This is a genomic window from Ruegeria sp. HKCCD6119 (assembly GCF_013110585.1).
In the GTDB taxonomy this organism is placed as follows: Bacteria; Pseudomonadota; Alphaproteobacteria; order Rhodobacterales; family Rhodobacteraceae; genus Ruegeria.
The window spans coordinates 214384-233188 of record NZ_WVQV01000002.1 but is presented as its reverse complement, the minus strand read 5'-3'; the positions used below and the strand labels follow the sequence as shown (position 1 = coordinate 233188).

Below are 18805 nucleotides of genomic sequence, written 5' to 3'. Positions count from 1 at the left end.
ATACGGCCTGTCGGAATCAAGTTTGTAATAGCGCTGACGACAGAAACTCAAAATTGAACAACGAGAAACGCCATGAAAAACACAATGACCGGATTGTTGAAAACCTCAGCTGTTGCCATCGCCCTGATGAGTTCCGCCGCGCTCGTTGGGGCGGTCGCCTTTCCTGATTCTGCCTACGCGAAAGGCGGCAACGGAAAAGGCGGCGGCAACGGCGGAGGAAACAGCGGCGGCAACGGTGGCGGCAACGGAGGTGGTAACGGAGGCGGTAACGGTGGCGGTCACGGCGGAGGGAACTCTGGCGGTAATGGCGGTGGGAACGGAAATGGCCATGGTAGCGGAAATGACGGAGCCGGAAACAGTAGTGGCAAAGGTTTAGGAAAGGGCGCATCCAAAAATGCAGGAAAGTCTGCAACTGGCAAGACAAGTAACAAAGCAACTGGAATCTCAGGATCGCGATCCCAATCTTCAAAAGGGAAAAAATTCTCTTTGAAAGAGATATTTGGTGGCAGGAAGTCCAAGGCCAATAAACCCAAATCCAAAGCAACGAAAACCGCGCGAACAATCACGTCATCGCCTACGGTCACCAGTTCAGTGCGCCCGGAAAAGCGTCCGACAGGACACAAAATGGCTTCGTTACTTGGGGCTCATCCGTCAGAGTTGGGCGCGTTGAACGCAGCAAATGCGAGTGAGACGGCCCTACTGAACGCCGCACCCAACTCACGAGTCGGCCGAATTGCTACTTATCGTGAAACGGTATTGGCTGGCGATGATCTGCGGGCGGCGCTGGAGGAGCAGCAGGATCTTCTGGACGGGATGACGCCGCCAGATCGTTCTGTTTCTGAAATCGAACAGGATCTTGAAGCGGCACAAACTGATGTTCAGGAAAAGCAGGATCGTGTGACCGAACTTGAAGAGGCGCTGGAAGACGCTGGTGGCACCGACCCAGACATCGAGGCAGCGCTTGAGGAAGCAAACAACGATCTACAGGACGCCATCGACACGGCTGAAAGTTTGGAAACCGAGAAACAGGATGCCGTCGAATATGAAGAAGCGGTTGCTGAGGTCGAGGACTTGACTGAGGCCGTTGAAGATCAAGGGCTGACTGAACGCGAAGCACTGGAAAACGCGGCAAACAAGCCCGTTACAGACGAGGTTGAGGCGGCAGTAAAATCACTGCTTGGGTTAGATGGCTAACAGTATTGGCTTGTTATTCTGCAAGCCGATGGTGGCCGGGTCGACCATGTCTTTACCACGAGCATGGCCGGCCCGGCGTCGTGTCGACACCACCTGATTAGATGGATGGAGATACGCTTATAGCGTCGTGAACGCATTGAGGTTTCTCAATAATAGACCCGCTCCGATACGGAGCGGGCTTTGCAGTATCCTGATTTGGTCGCCGTAACCTGGAAGCGTGATGGCTTGTAATCGTCTTTTCAGGCGTCCTTGTTTGTCTCATCCAGTCGCTTGTTGTTAATGATGTCAGTTAGTGCATTCTCGATAGGAGGGAAGCGATTGGTGCTCGAATTTTCGGCGTTGGAACGCGCGCCGTGAACGGCGACATTTGAGGACTGCATAGTTGCAGGAACACAAGGCTCAACCCCAATGGCAGACTTGATCATTCTTTTCCCCTTCGACAAAGACGGGCTTTTTTTAGATAGCCCTGCGGGGAGTAGTATGAGCTAAACACTTTGAACACTCAGAGAATACATTGTTCACGTTCGGTTAATGTTGTCGCCCCGGTGTGAACAAACGGTTGGGATAATCTTGCTGCTTGGAATAACCCGCCAATCAGGCGAACCCATCCAGCAGTGGCATTATTTGAGCAGGACGGTTCAAATAATGCTGTTGTTTTTAATCGGTATTGCGCTTCTTAGCTGGTACCGTTGTTCTGGATTCATGGAAACCGCCTTGCCAGCGGTGACATGTTTATTCGAGATGCTGCGGTATTTTATGTGGTACTCTTAGATTCAGATTATTAAAAATCTAATAAAAACATAAAATTATGATATAAATTCGAAGACTCCTCGGTCCGCCACTGGTTTCCTCTCGCCCAACGATTGGCGGCGACTTGCTGCGCCCAAATTCGCAAGGCGCTGTTCTGCCTGTTCCTAAGCAAGTCCGGTGGCCAATCTTTGCAGGGCCGTCTCATTTTGATCTTTGTCAAGGTTGAACGCGGGCCGCCGAGATACAGTCACCAATGTATCAGGAGGTCTTGCATGGAAAGACTGGTCGAAATTGGGCGGACATTTGTTCAGGCGATGCGTGATCGCAACGGCTTGGCAAGTGTTGACGAGATGTATGCGGAAAACGCTCAGTCAATAGAGGCGGTTGTGCCTCCGGTGCGGCAATTTCGGATTACAAAGGGTCGCGACGCCATCAAGGCAAAGCGGGAAGATTGGCTGAAAACGCATGAAATCCAAACGCTTACGGCAGATGGCCCTTTTGTTCATCCGCCCAATCGCTTTGGGGTGCGTTTCAATGCCGAGGTCGTGCAGAAAGACACCGGACAACGAATGAACCTTAGCGAAATTGCCATTTATTCAGTTGAGGATGGCAAGATTGTATTGGAAGAGTTCTTTATGTTGCCAAAATAGCGAACGGTACCTGGCAACACGGCTTCCCAAGCGCTCGCTGCCATTTCAGGAAGCCTCGCCTGGTCCGGCGCTGCAATCAAGTACGTCCAATCAAAATGGGCGGTTGACTGGTCGGTCCGGGGCCTGGTGGGCAGATGGAATTAGGTTTGCAGCATTTTAGCACTCTGCCCGGATCGGAGAACCCAGATGACCGAACTCTCACCTGACAGGCTGTCTGCTGAGGCAGGGGTTTGTGCGGCAGATACCGACGAGAATGCCCCGCCACACCCCTATGAGAAACTTGACCGCGCAACGCGCGCGGCCCTTGCCCGTGCCACCGCCGGTGTTTCCCCGCATTCGATAATGGCCACCTGGATCGATTGGGCCCTGCACCTGGGTCGTTCCCCCGGCCGCCAGCTTGAACTGACAGAACGCGCGGCACGCGATGCGGCCAAACTTTGGGTCTATGCCAGCGAGATGGCGACCGGCGCGAAGGCCACTCCGCCTTTTCAGCCATGTAAGCAGGATCACCGTTTCAATGCGCCCGGCTGGCAGCAGGCGCCATTTTCCCTATGGCAGCAGGCTTTTCTGAGCGCGCAGGATTGGTGGCAGGCCGCAACGGACGAAATGCCCGGCATCGCCCCCCGCGACGCCGAACGCGGGCAATTTCAGGTTCGTCAGGCGCTTGATCTTGTCTCTCCTTCGAACTTCCCGTGGTCAAACCCGGAAATCATCAATCGCACCTTTCAGACCGGCGGTCGCAATTTGATAGAGGGCGCCGCTCACTTTCTTGAGGATGTTGCCCATACCATAACGCAACAGCACGAACCTGCCCCTGAGGGTTATGAAATCGGTAAAGACATTGCCGCGACCCCCGGCAGGGTTGTTTATCGCAACGCGCTGTTCGAGCTGATTCAATACACACCAAGCACCAAGCGCGTGCAGGCGGAACCGATCCTTTTCGTGCCTGCATGGATCATGAAATATTATGTGCTCGATCTGTCCCCGGAAAACTCCATGGTGCGGCATCTGGTCGAGCAGGGCTTTACCGTGTTCATGATTTCCTGGGTCAACCCCACCGCTGATCAGGCTGGTCTCAGCCTCGAGGATTATCGCCTGAACGGTGTCATGGCCGCGATCGAGGCCATCGAGAAAATCGTTCCGGGCCAAAAGATCCACGCCAATGGGTATTGCCTTGGCGGCACACTTCTGGCGGTTGCTGCCGCGGTGATGCAACGCGATGGCGATGACAGGCTTGCAAGCGTTACGCTGATGGCGGCGCAGGTTGATTTTGCCGAAGCCGGTGAGCTTTTGCTGTTTATCGATGACAGCCAGGTCGCTTTTGTAGAAGACCTGATGTGGTTGCAGGGCTATCTTGACCGCCCTCAGATGACGCGAACTTTTACGACAATCCGCGCCGAGGATCTGATTTATGCCCGGGCTGTCCGTCGCTATTTTCTGGGTGAAGACGACCTGCCTACGGATCTGACCGTCTGGAACAATGACACGACCCGGATGCCGGCGCGAATGCATTCCGAATATTTGCGCGGTCTGTTCCTGGAAAACCGGCTGAGCGCTGGGCGCTTTTCTGTCGAAGGTCGGGTCGTTGCGCTCAAGGATATACGCGTACCCATGTTTGTGGTCGGAACGGAATCCGACCATATTGCCCCGTGGCGATCAGTGTACAAAATTCGGCTGTTTACCGACGGAGACCTCACCTTCGTGCTGACCAACGGTGGTCACAATGGCGGCATCCTGAGCGAGCCGGGGCACAAGCACCGCCACTATCGGTTGGGCCACAGGCCGGCGGACGCGCTGTATACCTCGCCGGATGAGTGGTTCGAGTCGGCCGAAGTAAAGCAAGGTTCCTGGTGGCCTGCGATGGTGGATTGGATCAAAGACCGTTCATCGGGCGAAACCGCGCCGCCGCCGATGGGCGGAAAGCGAAGGGGGGCTGAAAACCTGCCCAAAGCGCCGGGCAGCTACATTCTTCAGGCCTGAAACCGGCGGCGAAGGTCAGACCCGTCAGTGCCCTGTCGATCTCCTTTGGACGTCCTGCGCAAGCCCTTCAGGTGCAGTTGAGATTTTGGTCGCTCGGTTGGATCTGGGACTTTGCGATGGATCAAGCCTTGCTGCGGCGCAGGTGTGTTATCGTGCAGGTCGTCGAAACCCTGTGCCACATTTGCGGGTTAGTCGAAGGCCAAGCCCGCAATTTGCAACGAAAAGAGGCAATACACAGATGATTTCGGGCGGATGTATCTGGAGAGTTGGACCATGACACGCGCAATGGTTTTGAACGAGGCCGGCCGCGCGCTGAGACTGGAAGACATGGAACTTCCGACGCCGGGCCCTCATGATATCGAGATCCAGATCGAGGCTTGTGGTGTTTGCCGAACGGATCTTCACATCGTCGATGGTGACCTCGAACATCCTGAATTTCCACTGGTTCCGGGCCACGAAATCGTTGGGCGGATCGTGCGAAAGGGGGATGCCGTTACAGGGCTGGATGCCGGTCAGCGCGTGGGTGTGCCATGGCTTGGATCCACATGTGGGAAATGTCCGTATTGCCATCGCGCACAGGAAAACCTGTGTGACGCGCCGGTGTTCACGGGATACACGCGAAACGGAGGATTTGCCGAAGCCTGCCTTGCGGATGCACGGTATGTCTTTGCCCTGCCAGAGGTTGCCGATCCGGTTGCACTGGCGCCGTTGTTATGTGCCGGGCTTATCGGGTTTCGCTGTCTGCGAATGGCCCAGGATGCCAAGAATATCGGCTTTTATGGCTTCGGAGCTGCCGCGCATATCCTTGCACAACTGGCCGTCTGGCAGGGCCGGAATGTATATGCGCTGACCCGGCCCGGCGATATCGAGGCACAGGAGTTTGCGCGTGATCTTGGTGCGGTTTGGTCTGGTGGGTCTGACGAGCGACCACCGGTGGAACTGGATGCTGCAATCATATTCGCACCTGTCGGGGCCCTTGTGCCCAAAGCGCTGCAAGCTGTCCGCAAGGGCGGCCGCGTGGTTTGCGGCGGAATTCACATGAGCGACATTCCGTCCTTTCCCTACAGCGATCTTTGGGGGGAACGCCAAATCCTGTCTGTCGCAAACCTGACGCGCCAGGATGGTGAGGCGTTTTTTGCAATGGCCCAAGCCGCTGGCATCCAGACACGGACCCAAAGATATTCACTGAAGGACGCCAACACAGCCCTCGCGGATCTGAGCGCCGGACGATTGCAAGGGGCAGCGGTATTGGTTCCCTGACCAATGGTCTGTCGCGCCCCGCACCGGCTTGACAAGTCACAGCGGACGTCAGCATCCGAAATTAGGGTGGTGGCTTAGGCAAACGGATCCTGATCGTGGAATGGACGAAACACCGGAACACGAAAGACGGCTCAGCGTACTGGGATGTCGCCCACGCGTGCAGGATATGATCATACCGGCGGCCTCGTGGACGATCATGCGCTAACAGTCAAACTGGACCCGTCATATGAGGGAAGGGCAGAGAGCTTGTTTCCATTCAGCGTGTTGAAAATGCTGGCTTTGTATTGCAAATCGGCTTTTGGTGCCGCAGAGAACGAATATTGGTGTCATGCCTGACAGCCGTGTCATTGATATTTACATTTAAATATAAGAAAAATATGTATTTAAATTAAATCAAACAAAAAAGTTTTTCAAACGATCTTGGTTTTCGTCAAGACGTTTACAAAATTTTGTTTCAAATCCAGTAATTTGTTGTGAAATTTTCCACCGCCTTTCCATTATTGAAATGCACATAAGTGCGCTTTCGTCTGCTGGAAGAGGAGCCAGACGACGAGAGAAAGGGAAATGGGAGGAATTAATGACCAATAAATCTGTCACACGCCGCGGCGTGCTGAAGTCTGGTGCCGTTGCAGGCACCGGTCTGGCCCTGCCTACGATCTTCACGGCTTCGTCGGCGGCCGCTTACACCAACGAACCAACCGGAGGGTCCGTGACCCTGGGCTTCAATGTTCCCCAGACCGGGCCGTATGCGGAAGAGGGCAATGACGAGCTGCTGGCGCAACAGCTGGCGGTGGAACACCTGAACGGAGAGGGTGACGGCGGTTGCCTGAACACCTTCACGTCGAAGGCGCTGAAGGGCAATGGCATCCTCGGCAAGAAGGTCGAGTTCGTCACAGGTGACACCCAGACCAAGTCAGACGCCGCACGTGCGTCCGCAAAGTCGATGATCGAAAAAGACGGTGCGATCATGATCAACGGCGGGTCGTCCTCGGGCGTGGCCGTTGCGGTTCAGGGCCTGTGTCAAGAAGCGGGTGTGATCTTTATGGCGGGTCTGACCCACGCCAACGACACGACCGGCAAGGACAAGAAGGCCAATGGTTTCCGCCATTTCTTCAACGCCTACATGTCGGGCGCTGCGCTTGCGCCGGTGCTGGCGGCCGAGATGGGCAACGACCGCCGCGCCTATCACCTGACGGCGGACTACAACTGGGGCTGGACTCAGGAAGAGTCGATCGTCGCCTCGACCGAAGCCCTGGGATGGGAAACGGTCAACACCGTCAAAACGCCGCTCGCGTCAACAGACTTCTCGTCCTACATCACTCCGGTTCTGAACTCGGGCGCGGATGTTCTGGTTCTGAACCACTATGGCGGCAATATGGTGAATTCGCTGACCAACGCGATTCAGTTCGGCCTGCTCGACAAAGTTGCCAACGGCAAGGACTTCAAGATCGTCGTGCCGCTGTATTCGGAGCTGATGGCCGCCGGTGCGGGCGAGAACATCAAGGGCGTGCTGGGTTCAATGAACTGGAACTGGCAGTTGCAGGATGAAGGCACAAAAGCCTTCGTGAAATCCTTCGGCGAGAAATACGGCAAGCCGCCGTCCAACTCGGCCCAGACCTGCTATGCCCAGGTTCTGTTGTACGCGGATGCGTGCGAACGCGCCGGCACCTTCAACCCATGCGGCGTCGTCGAGGCCTTGGAAGGCTTCGAGTTCGACGGGCTGGGTAACGGTCCGACCCTGTACCGCGCCGATGACCACCAGTGCTTCAAAGACGTGCTGGTCGTGCGTGGCAACATGAACCCGACCAACGCCTATGACACGCTGGAGATCGTCGAGATCACCCCACGCGCGCAGGTCGAATACGATCCGGAGCATCCGATGTTTGCCGGTGGCGCACTGGGTGAGTGTAACCCGGGCGCATAAAACCGCGTATCAAAGTCTGGCTGCCAAAATGGTGGCCAGACATCTACAGCAGGGTTGATCCTGTTGTGCCACTCAATTCACACTGACCAACCCTGAGGTGGGCCAATGGACGCCATCCTATTGCAAATTCTGAACGGTCTGGACAAAGGGTCGGCTTATGCGCTGATTGCGCTGGGGCTGACGCTTATTTTTGGGACGCTCGGCGTTGTGAACTTTGCCCATGGGGCCCTGTTCATGATCGGTGCGTTCTGTGCCGTCACTTTGCAAAAGCTCATGAACCTGAGCTTTGTAACCATCGACGAGAGCCAAACCGACTTTCTTGGCAACCCGCTGAAAGTGGAAACCCCTTATGTCGAGGCATGGTTCGGCCCGGAGTTTGGTGCGACGATCATCGACTGGTCCGTTCCATTGGCAATCCTGTTTGCGATCCCGATCATGCTGGCGGTTGGTTATGTGATGGAACGCGGGCTTATCAAGCATTTCTACAAGCGCCCTCACGCGGACCAGATCCTTGTCACGTTCGGCCTGGCGATCGTGTTGCAGGAAATCGTAAAGTACTTCTTCGGTGCCAACCCCATTCAGACGCCGCCGCCCGACGCGCTGAGTGGCTCTATCGACCTTGGCACGATGATCGGGTTTGATCCCAACGCGATCATCTACCCGATCTGGCGCCTGGTCTATTTTGGCTTTGCGGTTGCCATTATCGGTGCCGTCTTCTCATTCCTGCAATTCACCACCTTCGGCATGGTTGTTCGCGCCGGCATGGCGGATCGCGAAACTGTGGGTTTGCTGGGGATCAATATCGACCGGCGTTTTACGATCATGTTCGGTATCGCTGCCGCGGTGGCCGGTTTGGCGGGCGTCATGTACGGGCCGCTCAACCCACCAAACTATCACATGGGGATGGATTTTCTGGTCCTCAGCTTCGTTGTGGTTGTCGTTGGTGGCATGGGGTCTCTTCCCGGCGCGGTGCTGGCTGGCTTTCTGCTGGGCATTCTCGAAAGCTTCGCCTCTACGACCTGGGCCACAACGACGATCCCGGGCATCAACCAAATCATCATCTACCTTGTTGCCATTATTGTGCTGCTCACACGTCCGCGCGGTTTGATGGGACGCAAAGGCGTGATGGAGGAATAATCGATGTTGGGACTGAACAAAAAAGACACCAGCCTGCTGATCATCGTCGGCATCCTGACGATGCTGGCACCCTTCATCCTGAATCCGTTCCCGGAAGGCAGCGCCATGGCGCAGTTCAACGCGGGCTATCCGGATCTGATGCAGCGTTTTGTGATTTTCGGCATCTTTGCCATCGGCTTCAACATCCTGTTCGGCCTTACCGGATACCTGTCATTCGGACACGCGGCCTTTCTGGGCGTTGGATCCTATTCCGCCGTATGGATGTTTAAGCTGCTGAGTTACAACATCATCCCGGCCATCGCACTCAGCGTTGTGGTCGCCGGGGTATTCTCATTGCTGATCGGATTTGTCAGCCTGCGCCGGTCGGGCATCTATTTTTCGATCCTCACGCTGGCCTTCGCCCAGATGAGCTTTGCGTTGGCTTACTCGGTGTTGTCCAACCCCAAGTTCAACTTGACGAACGGGGAAACGGGATTGCAGGTTTACGCGGATGATCCACAGATTCTGCAAGGGGCGAACTCGCCGGACCTGCCGCATCTGTTCGGGTTGCCGATGCGCGCAACCTACACGCTGGACGTGGGCGCATGGAGTTTTGATTTCAACGCGGGATACTATCTGTGTGCGGTGATCATGATGGTGGTATTCTATCTGTCCATCCGAATTTTTCGTTCACCTTTCGGGATGATGCTGCGGGCCGTCAAATCAAACCAGCAGCGGATGAACTACACTGGCCTGAACTCGAAACCGTACACGCTGGCAGCTTTTGTCATCTCGGGCATGTATGCCGGCCTGGCTGGTGGGCTGATGGCCGCAATGGACCCGCTGGCAGGTGCCGAACGCATGCAGTGGACCGCATCGGGCGAGGTCGTTCTGATGACGATCCTGGGCGGCACCGGCACACTGATCGGGCCGGTGCTGGGTGCAGGCTTCATCAAGTACTTCGAAAATATTTTCTCGAAGATCAACGACAACGTGTTGCACAGCTGGTTTGCATTCCTGCCTGACGGGCTGGAGGACGCTGTGGTTTTCTTGATCCATCCGTTCATCGGCAAGGGATGGCATCTGACGCTGGGCATTCTTTTCATGCTTGTCGTTATCTACTTGCCGGGTGGTCTTGTCGAAGGTGGTCAGCGTTTGCTGAACCGGCTCAAGCGCAAGAAATCAAAATCCGACGACGCGACGTCGGGCAAAACGGAACCGGCGGAATAAGGGGCGAGCCATGGCAATTCTAAGAGTCAAAGACGTCAGCAAGCGCTTCGGCGGCCTCAAGGCGCTCACGGATGTGAATCTCAGCGTCGAGGAGAATTCGGTTCACGCAATCATCGGGCCCAATGGTGCGGGCAAGTCGACCTTGCTGAATTGTCTGGTCGGCAAGCTCATGCCAGATACCGGGTCCGTATTGTTCGACAACGCATCGGTCTTGGGGCTTGAACCCTTCCAGATCAACCAGATGGGCATAAGCCGCGTGTTTCAAACACCAGAGATTTTTGGTGAATTGACGGTGATGGAGAACATGTTGATTCCGATCTTCGCCATGCGGGATGGCGCGTTCCGGATGCATGCATACGAGACCATCGCCAACGAAAAAGCTGTTGTTGAACAAGCCGAAGCCATGCTGGAAGAGATGAACATGGCCGACAAGCGTGAGATGCATGCGGCCTCGCTGTCGCGCGGCGACAAGCGCCGGCTCGAGATTGGCATGTGCCTCAGCCAGAATCCGAGGCTGTTGCTGCTGGACGAACCGACGGCGGGGATGGCGAGGGCGGATACCAACAACACGATCGACCTGCTGAAACAGATCAAGGAAGAACGCGACATCACCATCGCGATCATCGAGCATGACATGCATGTTGTCTTCAGCCTTGCCGAACGCATCACTGTTCTGGCCCAGGGGACACCCCTGGTTGAAGATACTCCTGAAAACATCCGCGGAAACCCAAAGGTTCGCGAAGCCTATCTGGGCGAGGCTGCGTAAGGAAACGCTATGAACGAGAAACCTGACTTTTCGAAAAACGCCAATCTGGCCAGCACCGCCCCTGCGTTTCTTTCCGTTTGGGATATGCACTCCTATTACGGAGAAAGCTATATCGTGCAGGGTGTCAGCTTCAATGTGCATGAAGGCGAGATTCTTGCTCTTCTTGGGCGAAACGGTGCGGGCAAAACCTCGACACTGCGCTCGATTGCAAGGGTCGCAGAACCCGAAGTAAGACATGGCGAAATCTGGTTGGACCACAAACCGCTGCACAACATGACAAGCTATGAAGCAGCAGCGGCTGGCCTTGGCCTTGTACCGGAAGACAGGCGCATTATTCCCGGCTTGACAGTCGAAGAAAATCTGCAACTTGCACAGATTGCTCCTCCGATCGGATGGTCCCTTGAACGGCTTTACGAGCTGTTTCCGCGTCTCGGTGAGCGCAGGAAGCAGGAAGGGATTACATTGTCGGGTGGCGAACAGCAGATGCTGTCAATCGCCAGAGCGCTTGCCAGGGACATCAAGGTACTGCTTTTGGATGAGCCGTATGAAGGTTTGGCGCCTGTTATCGTCGACGAAATCGAAAAAACCCTCATACATGTCAAGCAGCAGGGTATGACCACGATCATCGTTGAACAGAACGCCGTGCGCGCTTTGGAGTTGGCGGACCGCGCGATCATTCTTGACACCGGTACCATCGTGTTCGACGGAACGGCAAAAGAAGTGCTTGAGGACACCAGTCTTCGTGAGGAGTATCTGGCGATCTGAGCGTTGTTCTGATTGGCAAACAGACCCGATGGGTATCACCAGTTCGTGGCTCACCATGACCCGCGTTCAGGGCAGACACTGCCCATTCGCGCGATCAAAGGTGTTTCACCCCAAAAAATGATGATCGTCGGCTCAAACCCGAATGCGGGTTTGCGGCATTAGGTTCTGTCGGGCCTGCGCTGAATGCGCGCCTCATGCAACACGCCCCAAAGGACGAGGGGCAAGTTTGCAATGCTTCGCGACATCCGCCACTGCGCCGACCAGAAGATTGCGCCGCGGTGTTCCAGGTCGTTGTGCAATGGATAAGAAAGTCAGGCTCTGCCCCTGGGCTGCCAGTGCCTTCGCCGCAGGGGCCAGCAAGCCGAACCTTCCCCAAATCATTTCGGGCAACCGTTTGATCGTGTGCCCATGGTTTCGATCGATCTGCAAACGCGCCGACGAAATCTGTGCCCGGAGTTGGGCAGTGGGTCTCGCTTTACTTCCGGCTTGTACTATCCGGCTGGCCCATTTCGGCTTCCGGTTCCCAGCACCTTCACTTCCAGCCAGTGGAACATCAGGGCAATAATACCGGCAACGAGAATGTAGAATACGGCCAGCAGGATGAGCGGCTCGTAGATGATGAACGTGTCGGACCGCACCCGCGATGACACGGCATAGATATCAACCACCGTAATCGTGGCGACCAAGGGCGTCGCCTTCAACTGGAGGATGGTTTCACCGCCCAGGGTTGGCAGAACGTTGCGGATTGCCTGCGGTAGCCAGATGCGGCGGAACATTGTCAGCCTGGGCATGCCAAACGCCCTTGCCGCCTCCAGCTGACCTTTGGCGACGCCTTTGAAGGCTCCGCGCATTACCTCACCTTCGTAGCCGGCATAAGAAAGCGTTAGTGCCAGCACCGCATAAGGCCAGGCCTGACGCAGATACGGCCAAAGCTCGGACGATCGTATCCAGGGGAATTGAGGGAACAATGAGCCGAGGCCATAATACAGCAACCAAAGCTGCAAAAGCAGGGGTGTGCCCCGAATGATGGTGCAAAACGCCTTGGCGGGGGCCGCAAGGTACCAGGGTCCAACGGCCTGGGCCAACCCGAGTGGTACGGCCAGCAGAAATCCGAGAACGACGGTGACAACAAGCAGCCAGAGCGTGGTCCAGATTCCCTGCAAGGCAAGCGGGGCGTATTTTGGCAACCAGTCCCATCGCAAAGACATGGCACACCAGATTACGATCCCGGCAAAGATCAGCATCATCACGATGCGATGGGGTTGCATCAAAGACCTGAGATCGATCATCTGCCACCTCCTTTCAGAGAAGGTTGACCGCGACGCGCCCATTTTTCGATCCGCGCGAAGATGGCACCCGAAAACAGGGTGACCATGAGATAGAGAAAACCCGCCGCCAGAAAGAAGGTGAAATAGGCGCGTGTGCTGCTGGCGGCCTGCCGGGTTTCCAGTGTCAGTTCGTTGAATCCCACGACCGCGAGCAGGGCGGTGTCCTTGGTGGCGATCAGCCACAAGTTGGCCAGGCCGGGTACGGCAAAGCTCATCATGGCGGGGATCGTCACGCGGCGCATGGTCATGAAGGCGGGCATCCCGTAGGATTTGGCGGCCTCGATCTGTCCGGGTGGAACCGCCTGTATGGCTCCGCGCAGGATCTCGGTTGCATATGCGCCCTGTACAACGCCCAGAACCCAAATGCCCGCAGCGACGCCATTGACCTCGACCCGACCTCCGCCCATTGCAGCAGAGATTTTGTTGATGATGTCAGATCCCACGTAATACAGGATCAGGATCAGGACCAGTTCCGGCACGGCCCGGATCACGGTCGTGTAGATGGCAAGAAGATCGCGCGTGACCTTCCCGCCATAAAGCTTGCCATAGGCTCCGAACAATCCGATCACGAGGCCGAGCGCATATGCACCAAAAGCGATCTGCAATGAGTGGGACAATCCGCGCAGCAGATTGCCCCCCCAACCCGGTGGCGACAGCGACAGAAGCTCTGCGCTCTGCGCCAATCCAAGCGATTCCAACAGTCCGGTCACGGCAGCCGCTTAGTAGATGCTGGCCGAGAAATAGTTCGAAGTGATCTTCTCGTGCGTTCCATCGGCAAGAATTGCCGCGATGCCCTTGTTCAGCGCTGCAAGCAGGTCATCGTCGCCCTTGCGAACACCCGCACCAACACCCCGGCCCAGGATGGCCGGATCATCTGCGACGGCGCCTTTGATTTCACAGCATGCCCCGGCATCCGAGTTCACGAAGTCCGCCATGGCAATACTGTCGGCCTGAGTGGCGTCAATACGACCTGCGAACAGGTCCTGGTTGGCCTCATCCTGAGTTTGATAAACCTTCAGTTCGGAATCCTTGAAATATTCCTGCGCATAAGCCTGGTGGATGGTCGACGCCTGAACGCCGACAACCTTACCGGCCAGCGACTCGGGGGTCGCTTCGATATCCATCGATTTGTCCGCGACGATGACGGCAGGTGTGTTGTAGTAAGGATCGCTGAAATCAATGGTTTTCAGCCGCTCTTCGGTGATCGACATAGACGCCATGATGGCGTCGATCTGCTGTCCGGTCAGCGACGGGATGATACCATCCCAGGCGACCGGCGTGATGACACAGTCAAGTTCCGCAGCAGCGCAGACAGCGTTGATGACATCGATTTCCCAGCCGACCCAATTGCCTGAACTGTCCAGCGACGCGAATGGCGGGTAAGGTTCGGCTGCGATGCCGATCTTGACCTCTTCTGCACTGGCGATACCAGCCGAAAGGACAGCGGCGGCAAGGCCGGACGCGAGCAGTTTCTTGACGTTCATTTTGATACTCCCTTTTGGTTTATTTGTTTTGTTATTCCGATTCAGGCGACCGAGCTGAGGAACTGCTTCAGGCGCTCTGATTTTGGGTTTCCGAAGACCTCGGCAGGTGGGCCCTGCTCTTCGATGCGGCCCTCGAAGAGATAGACAACGTGGTCTGCGACTTCGCGTGCGAATTTCATTTCATGGGTGACAAGCAGCATTGTGCGCCCTTCGGCGGCAAGATCGCGGATCACGGTCAGAACTTCGCCAACAAGCTCGGGATCAAGCGCCGACGTCGGTTCATCGAAAAGCATCACCGAAGGATCGACCGCAAGCGCCCGGGCAATGGCGGCGCGCTGTTGCTGACCACCCGAAAGATAGGCCGGATAGGTGTCAGCCTTGTCGCCAAGGCCCACCCGCGTCAGCAATTCATGCGCCCGTGCGATCGCCTGGGCCTTTGGCACCCTGAGCACATGCACTGGCACTTCGATCACGTTTTCCAGAAGCGTGCGGTGTGTCCACAGATTGAACTGCTGGAAAACCATGGCCAGACGCGTGCGGATACGTTCGATCTGGCGGCGGTTGGAGGGGCTGCCATCGGTGTGCATTTCAACGGGTTCCCCGCCGATGGTTATCTTTCCGGAACTCGGCGTTTCCAGAAAGTTGATGCAGCGCAGCATGGTGGATTTTCCAGAGCCTGACCCCCCGATAATGGCAACAACATCCCCCTTGTTTGCGGTCAGGGATACGCCTTTCAAAACCTCCAGCGTGCCAAAGGATTTGTGCAGATCCTCAACCTTGATCGCTTCGTCGGGCGTGGTTGTTTCGGGTGCGGGTGAAACTGCTTTGGCTGTGTCCATATCCAAGAATCTTCTGATTTCAGCTTGCAGTAAGCCCCGAATCTCGCAATTATGCAAGTGTATAATAACTCCGTGCCATGGATGACACTGACGTGCAGGACGAAAGCCGCAAATTCAAACGTGAGTCTGCCGAGGTTCGCCGCGAGGCGCTGATTCTGGCGACTTTGGACCTGATCGCCGAGATGGGCGTTCGGGGTGCCACGGTACGCGAGATCGCAGCCCGTGCGAATGTGACCCAAGGTTTGATCCGGCACTATTTCTCATCCAAGGACGAACTGGTTCAGGCGGCGTATGAGCACCACATGAATACGCTGACGGACCAGACAGCGGCGTCATCAGGAACCGGAAGCGCGGTTTCTCAGTTGACCAACTTCGTCGACGCGTCACTGCGACAGCCGATCGTCGATCCAAGCGCCGTGGCGTTGTGGGCGGGTTTCCTGAACAAGGTGCAGCATGACCCGAAAATGCAGCGCATTCACCAGCGAACCTATGACTATTTCCGGGATCACCTCGAGAAGCTGATCGTCGCGGCATTGCAGGAAGCCGGGCGTTCGGTTGACGCGTCAGAGGCAATGCAACTGGCCATCGCCTGCAACGCGGTGATCGACGGCCTGTGGCTGGAAGGGGGCGCGCTTCCGGATGCGTTTTCCGAAGGCCAGCTGGCGCGGATCGGTTTGGATTCCGTCAGCGCCATCGTCGGGATTCCATTGACCAAAGGGGTGGAGCAGTCATGAAGACCACATCGGTGACAGAACGGTTGGCGGGCTTGGGTGGCGCCAAATGGGGCGTACATCTGAAAGCCCGCGACCTTATCAAGGCCGGAGCGGACATCGTCGAAATGACGATAGGAGAACCGGACGTTCCGGTGCCGGACGTGCTGGTCGAAGCCACCGTTGCATCATTGCGGGCGCAGCGGACAGGGTACTCCAACGGGCGCGGTGAAGCAGGGCTGCTTGACGCTCTGGCTGCGCGCTATTCTGCCTCTCGCGGGCGGGCTTTCGAGCCCGGGAATTTTCTGTGCTTTCCCGGCACGCAAACCGCCCTTTTCGCAGCCATGGCCGGGGTCGCCGAGGCGGGCGACGAAGTTCTGGTCGGCGATCCGATGTACGCGACCTATGAAGGTGTCATTCGTGCATCCGGGGCCGAGATGGTACCCGTACCGCTGCGGCCCGAGAAAGGGTTTCGCATGCAGGCCGCAGATATCGCGGCCCGCATCACTCCGCGCAGCCGCGCCATTCTTCTGACAACACCGCATAACCCGACTGGCGCGATCCTGACCGCCGCGGACATTGCCGAGATCGGGCAGCTGGCGATTGCGCGTGATTTGTGGATCATCTCGGACGAGGTCTATGAAGAACTGATCTTTGACAGTGCACGATTTGTTTCACCATTGGCAGATCCGGAACTGGCGCATCGTGTCATTGGCGTATCATCCATCTCGAAGTCTCATGCCGCTCCGGGATTCCGCAGTGGCTGGTGTGTCGGGCCCGCCGCGTTCTGCGAAGCGCTGCTGCCCTATTCCGAGACCATGCTTTTTGGCAATCAGCCGTTCATCGCGGACATGACCGAAAAAGCGATCCGTGACGGGTCCGAGGTTGCCCCCGGGATGGCCGCCCGCTTTTCTGGCCGCGCCACCCTGTTGGCCGATCGTCTTGAAGCTGAAACGGATCTGATTGTTCACCGGCCCGAGGCGGGAATGTTCGCACTCATCAATGTCTCTGCCACCGGGCTGGATGGCGAAGCATATGCCTGGGATCTGCTACAGGCCGGGGTGGCCGTCATGCCGGGATCCGCCTTTGGTGACAGCCTGAAGGACTGGGTGCGGGTCGCTTTGACGATCAATGACACGGATTTTGGTACTGCGGTTTCCCGTATCATCGATCACGCCAACAGCAAATCACGCGAGGTCGCATGAGCAGTATGACAGTTGGCGAAGCTCTGGTTGCCGGGCTGCGCCAGCGGGATGTGACCTGCGTCTTCGGAATTCCGGGCGTTCACACGGTGGAACTGTACCGAGGGCTTGCCGCTTCGGGCATACGACATGTGACGCCCAGACACGAACAGGGGGCGGGTTTCATGGCCGATGGCTATGCCCGTGTGTCGGGCAAACCGGGTGTTGCCTTTGTGATCACCGGCCCCGGATTGACCAATACGCTGACGCCGATGGCGCAGGCGCGGGCCGATTCAATACCGATGCTGGTGGTGTCCGGCGTCAACAAAACCGGATCGCTTGGCAAGGGCTTGGGGCATCTGCACGAGTTGCCAGACCAAATCGGGCTGGCGAAAACGGTTGCGTTGGTGTCCGAACAGGTCACCGGCCCCAGCGCTCTAGCCCCGGTTTTGGACCGCGTTTTTCACGGCCTCAGCAATGGTCGCTGCGGGCCGGCGCATATCGAGGTTCCGTTGGATGTCGCAGCGGCGTACTATCAGGAAACAGCAGTCGAGACGCCTGACCCTGATCCTCCGGTCAGCCCGGCATTGATTAGACAGGCCGCAGGGCAACTGGCTGAGGCAAAGAAAGTCGTCATTCTGGCGGGCGGCGGCGCGAAACGTGCCGAGGCGGGATTGCAAGCACTGGCCGAAGCTCTGGGTGCCCCTGTTGTGCAAACCGTCAACGCGCGCGGCTTGATGCACGGACATGCCCTGACCGTTCCGGCCAGCCCCAGCCTGAACGCGGTGCGCGCATTGTTGGAAAGCGCCGATTGCGTTCTGGCCTTGGGAACCGAGCTGGGGCCGACCGATTATGACATGTATGCCACCGGCCAGTTTGCGAAACTGCCAAACCTGATACGGGTTGATCGGTGCAGCGATCAGCTTTCGCGGCATGATGCAGCGATTGCCATTCAAGGTGACGTAGACTTGGTTGTGCCAGCGCTGTGTAAGGCCCTGCCGCAGAGGGCACGGCAAAGCGACGGTGCGGACCGTGCCAGAAAAACGCGCGATGCGGCCTGGCAGGAGATTGGTCCGGATTATCGCCAACAGGTGGAGATACTGAATGCGATGCGCTCGGCGTCTCCAGATGCTCTGATGGTCGGGGATTCCACCCAGCCAATTTATGCCGGCAATCTTTACTATGACCACGACCGGGCTGGCGGCTGGTTCAATGCGGCAACGGGCTATGGTGCGCTTGGTTATGGCATACCCGCAGCCATCGGTGCGTCGATTGCCGATCCAACGGCGCGGGTAATATGCATCGTCGGCGATGGCGGGGCGCAGTTTTCTATGCCGGAAGCAATGGCCGCAGTAGACGAAAACCTGCCGGTCACGTTCGTGATCTGGAACAATCACGGGTACCGGGAAATCGCCACATCGATGCAGGATGCAGGCGTGACGGTCATTGGATGTGACCCCACACCCCCCGATTTTGCAGCAACGGCCAGATCCTTTGGCATTCCACACACCAGGGTTCCCGAAAAGCCCCAGTCCATCGCGCAAGCGTTACGCGAAACGGCGTCCATGGGCGGGCCCGCGATGATCGAAGTCACCGCCCGAAAATTCGAACCTCAGAGAGATTAAAGC

The 18805-nt window shown here is 56.9% G+C and carries 17 protein-coding genes; 12 read left to right on the top strand and 5 right to left on the bottom strand.

The window, feature by feature from the left end:
- Window positions 1-72: 72 nt before the first annotated feature.
- Window positions 73-1194: a hypothetical protein gene (locus tag GS611_RS08405; RefSeq protein ID WP_171634068.1), complete on the top strand. Its 1122-nt coding sequence runs from the start codon at window positions 73-75 to the stop codon at window positions 1192-1194.
- A 239-nt stretch (window positions 1195-1433) separates the two neighbouring features.
- Here GS611_RS08405 and GS611_RS08400 read toward each other — a convergent pair whose 3' ends face one another.
- On the bottom strand, window positions 1434-1619 hold the full coding sequence (locus GS611_RS08400) for a hypothetical protein (protein ID WP_171634610.1): 186 nt from the start codon (window positions 1617-1619) through the stop codon (window positions 1434-1436).
- A gap of 597 nt (window positions 1620-2216) precedes the next feature.
- Between GS611_RS08400 and GS611_RS08395 the strand changes: the two genes are divergently transcribed.
- From GS611_RS08395 to GS611_RS08360, 8 genes are all read left to right on the top strand, one after another.
- Window positions 2217-2594, top strand: a complete 378-nt coding sequence (locus GS611_RS08395; RefSeq protein ID WP_171118898.1) for a nuclear transport factor 2 family protein — start codon at window positions 2217-2219, stop codon at window positions 2592-2594.
- A 186-nt stretch (window positions 2595-2780) separates the two neighbouring features.
- The gene (locus GS611_RS08390; RefSeq protein WP_171634607.1) at window positions 2781-4574 is read left to right on the top strand and encodes an alpha/beta hydrolase; all 1794 of its coding nucleotides are present in this window, start codon (window positions 2781-2783) and stop codon (window positions 4572-4574) included.
- A 273-nt stretch (window positions 4575-4847) separates the two neighbouring features.
- Entirely contained in the window at window positions 4848-5834 is a 987-nt protein-coding gene (locus GS611_RS08385) for a zinc-binding alcohol dehydrogenase family protein (RefSeq protein WP_171634604.1), read from the top strand.
- 577 nt (window positions 5835-6411) lie between these two features.
- The gene (locus GS611_RS08380) at window positions 6412-7758 is read left to right on the top strand and encodes a substrate-binding protein (protein WP_171634601.1); all 1347 of its coding nucleotides are present in this window, start codon (window positions 6412-6414) and stop codon (window positions 7756-7758) included.
- Between the two features lie 105 nt (window positions 7759-7863).
- Entirely contained in the window at window positions 7864-8895 is a 1032-nt protein-coding gene (locus GS611_RS08375) for a branched-chain amino acid ABC transporter permease (protein ID WP_171118891.1), read from the top strand.
- A 3-nt stretch (window positions 8896-8898) separates the two neighbouring features.
- Window positions 8899-10104 carry a branched-chain amino acid ABC transporter permease gene (locus tag GS611_RS08370; RefSeq protein ID WP_171118889.1) on the top strand — a complete coding sequence of 402 codons (1206 nt, stop codon included), beginning with the start codon at window positions 8899-8901 and terminating at the stop codon, window positions 10102-10104.
- Window positions 10105-10114: 10 nt separating this feature from the next.
- Entirely contained in the window at window positions 10115-10870 is a 756-nt protein-coding gene (locus GS611_RS08365; protein ID WP_152459074.1) for an ABC transporter ATP-binding protein, read from the top strand.
- A gap of 9 nt (window positions 10871-10879) precedes the next feature.
- The gene (locus tag GS611_RS08360; RefSeq protein ID WP_171634599.1) at window positions 10880-11635 is read left to right on the top strand and encodes an ABC transporter ATP-binding protein; all 756 of its coding nucleotides are present in this window, start codon (window positions 10880-10882) and stop codon (window positions 11633-11635) included.
- A 491-nt stretch (window positions 11636-12126) separates the two neighbouring features.
- Here the strand turns inward: GS611_RS08360 and GS611_RS08355 are convergent, their stop codons facing one another.
- From GS611_RS08355 to GS611_RS08340, 4 genes are read right to left on the bottom strand one after another with little or no spacing between them, the layout of a single operon-like run.
- On the bottom strand, window positions 12127-12924 hold the full coding sequence (locus tag GS611_RS08355; protein ID WP_171634597.1) for an ABC transporter permease: 798 nt from the start codon (window positions 12922-12924) through the stop codon (window positions 12127-12129).
- Window positions 12921-13673 (bottom strand): ABC transporter permease, encoded by a 753-nt coding sequence (locus GS611_RS08350; protein ID WP_152459071.1) that lies wholly within the window; start codon window positions 13671-13673, stop codon window positions 12921-12923. The genes GS611_RS08355 and GS611_RS08350 overlap by 4 nt, the downstream gene beginning before the upstream one ends.
- A 9-nt stretch (window positions 13674-13682) precedes the next feature.
- Window positions 13683-14447, bottom strand: coding sequence for a transporter substrate-binding domain-containing protein (locus GS611_RS08345; RefSeq protein ID WP_171634594.1), 765 nt, complete (start codon window positions 14445-14447; stop codon window positions 13683-13685).
- Between the two features lie 41 nt (window positions 14448-14488).
- Window positions 14489-15286 carry an ABC transporter ATP-binding protein gene (locus tag GS611_RS08340; protein WP_171634592.1) on the bottom strand — a complete coding sequence of 266 codons (798 nt, stop codon included), beginning with the start codon at window positions 15284-15286 and terminating at the stop codon, window positions 14489-14491.
- A gap of 77 nt (window positions 15287-15363) precedes the next feature.
- Here GS611_RS08340 and GS611_RS08335 point away from each other — a divergent pair, with 77 nt between their 5' ends.
- From GS611_RS08335 to GS611_RS08325, 3 genes are read left to right on the top strand one after another with little or no spacing between them, the layout of a single operon-like run.
- Window positions 15364-16020 carry a TetR/AcrR family transcriptional regulator gene (locus tag GS611_RS08335; protein ID WP_216598219.1) on the top strand — a complete coding sequence of 219 codons (657 nt, stop codon included), beginning with the start codon at window positions 15364-15366 and terminating at the stop codon, window positions 16018-16020.
- Window positions 16017-17201: a pyridoxal phosphate-dependent aminotransferase gene (locus GS611_RS08330; protein WP_171634589.1), complete on the top strand. Its 1185-nt coding sequence runs from the start codon at window positions 16017-16019 to the stop codon at window positions 17199-17201. Before GS611_RS08335 ends, GS611_RS08330 begins: the two co-directional genes overlap by 4 nt.
- The gene (locus GS611_RS08325) at window positions 17198-18802 is read left to right on the top strand and encodes a 5-guanidino-2-oxopentanoate decarboxylase (protein WP_171634587.1); all 1605 of its coding nucleotides are present in this window, start codon (window positions 17198-17200) and stop codon (window positions 18800-18802) included. The genes GS611_RS08330 and GS611_RS08325 overlap by 4 nt, the downstream gene beginning before the upstream one ends.
- Window positions 18803-18805: the final 3 nt, after the last annotated feature.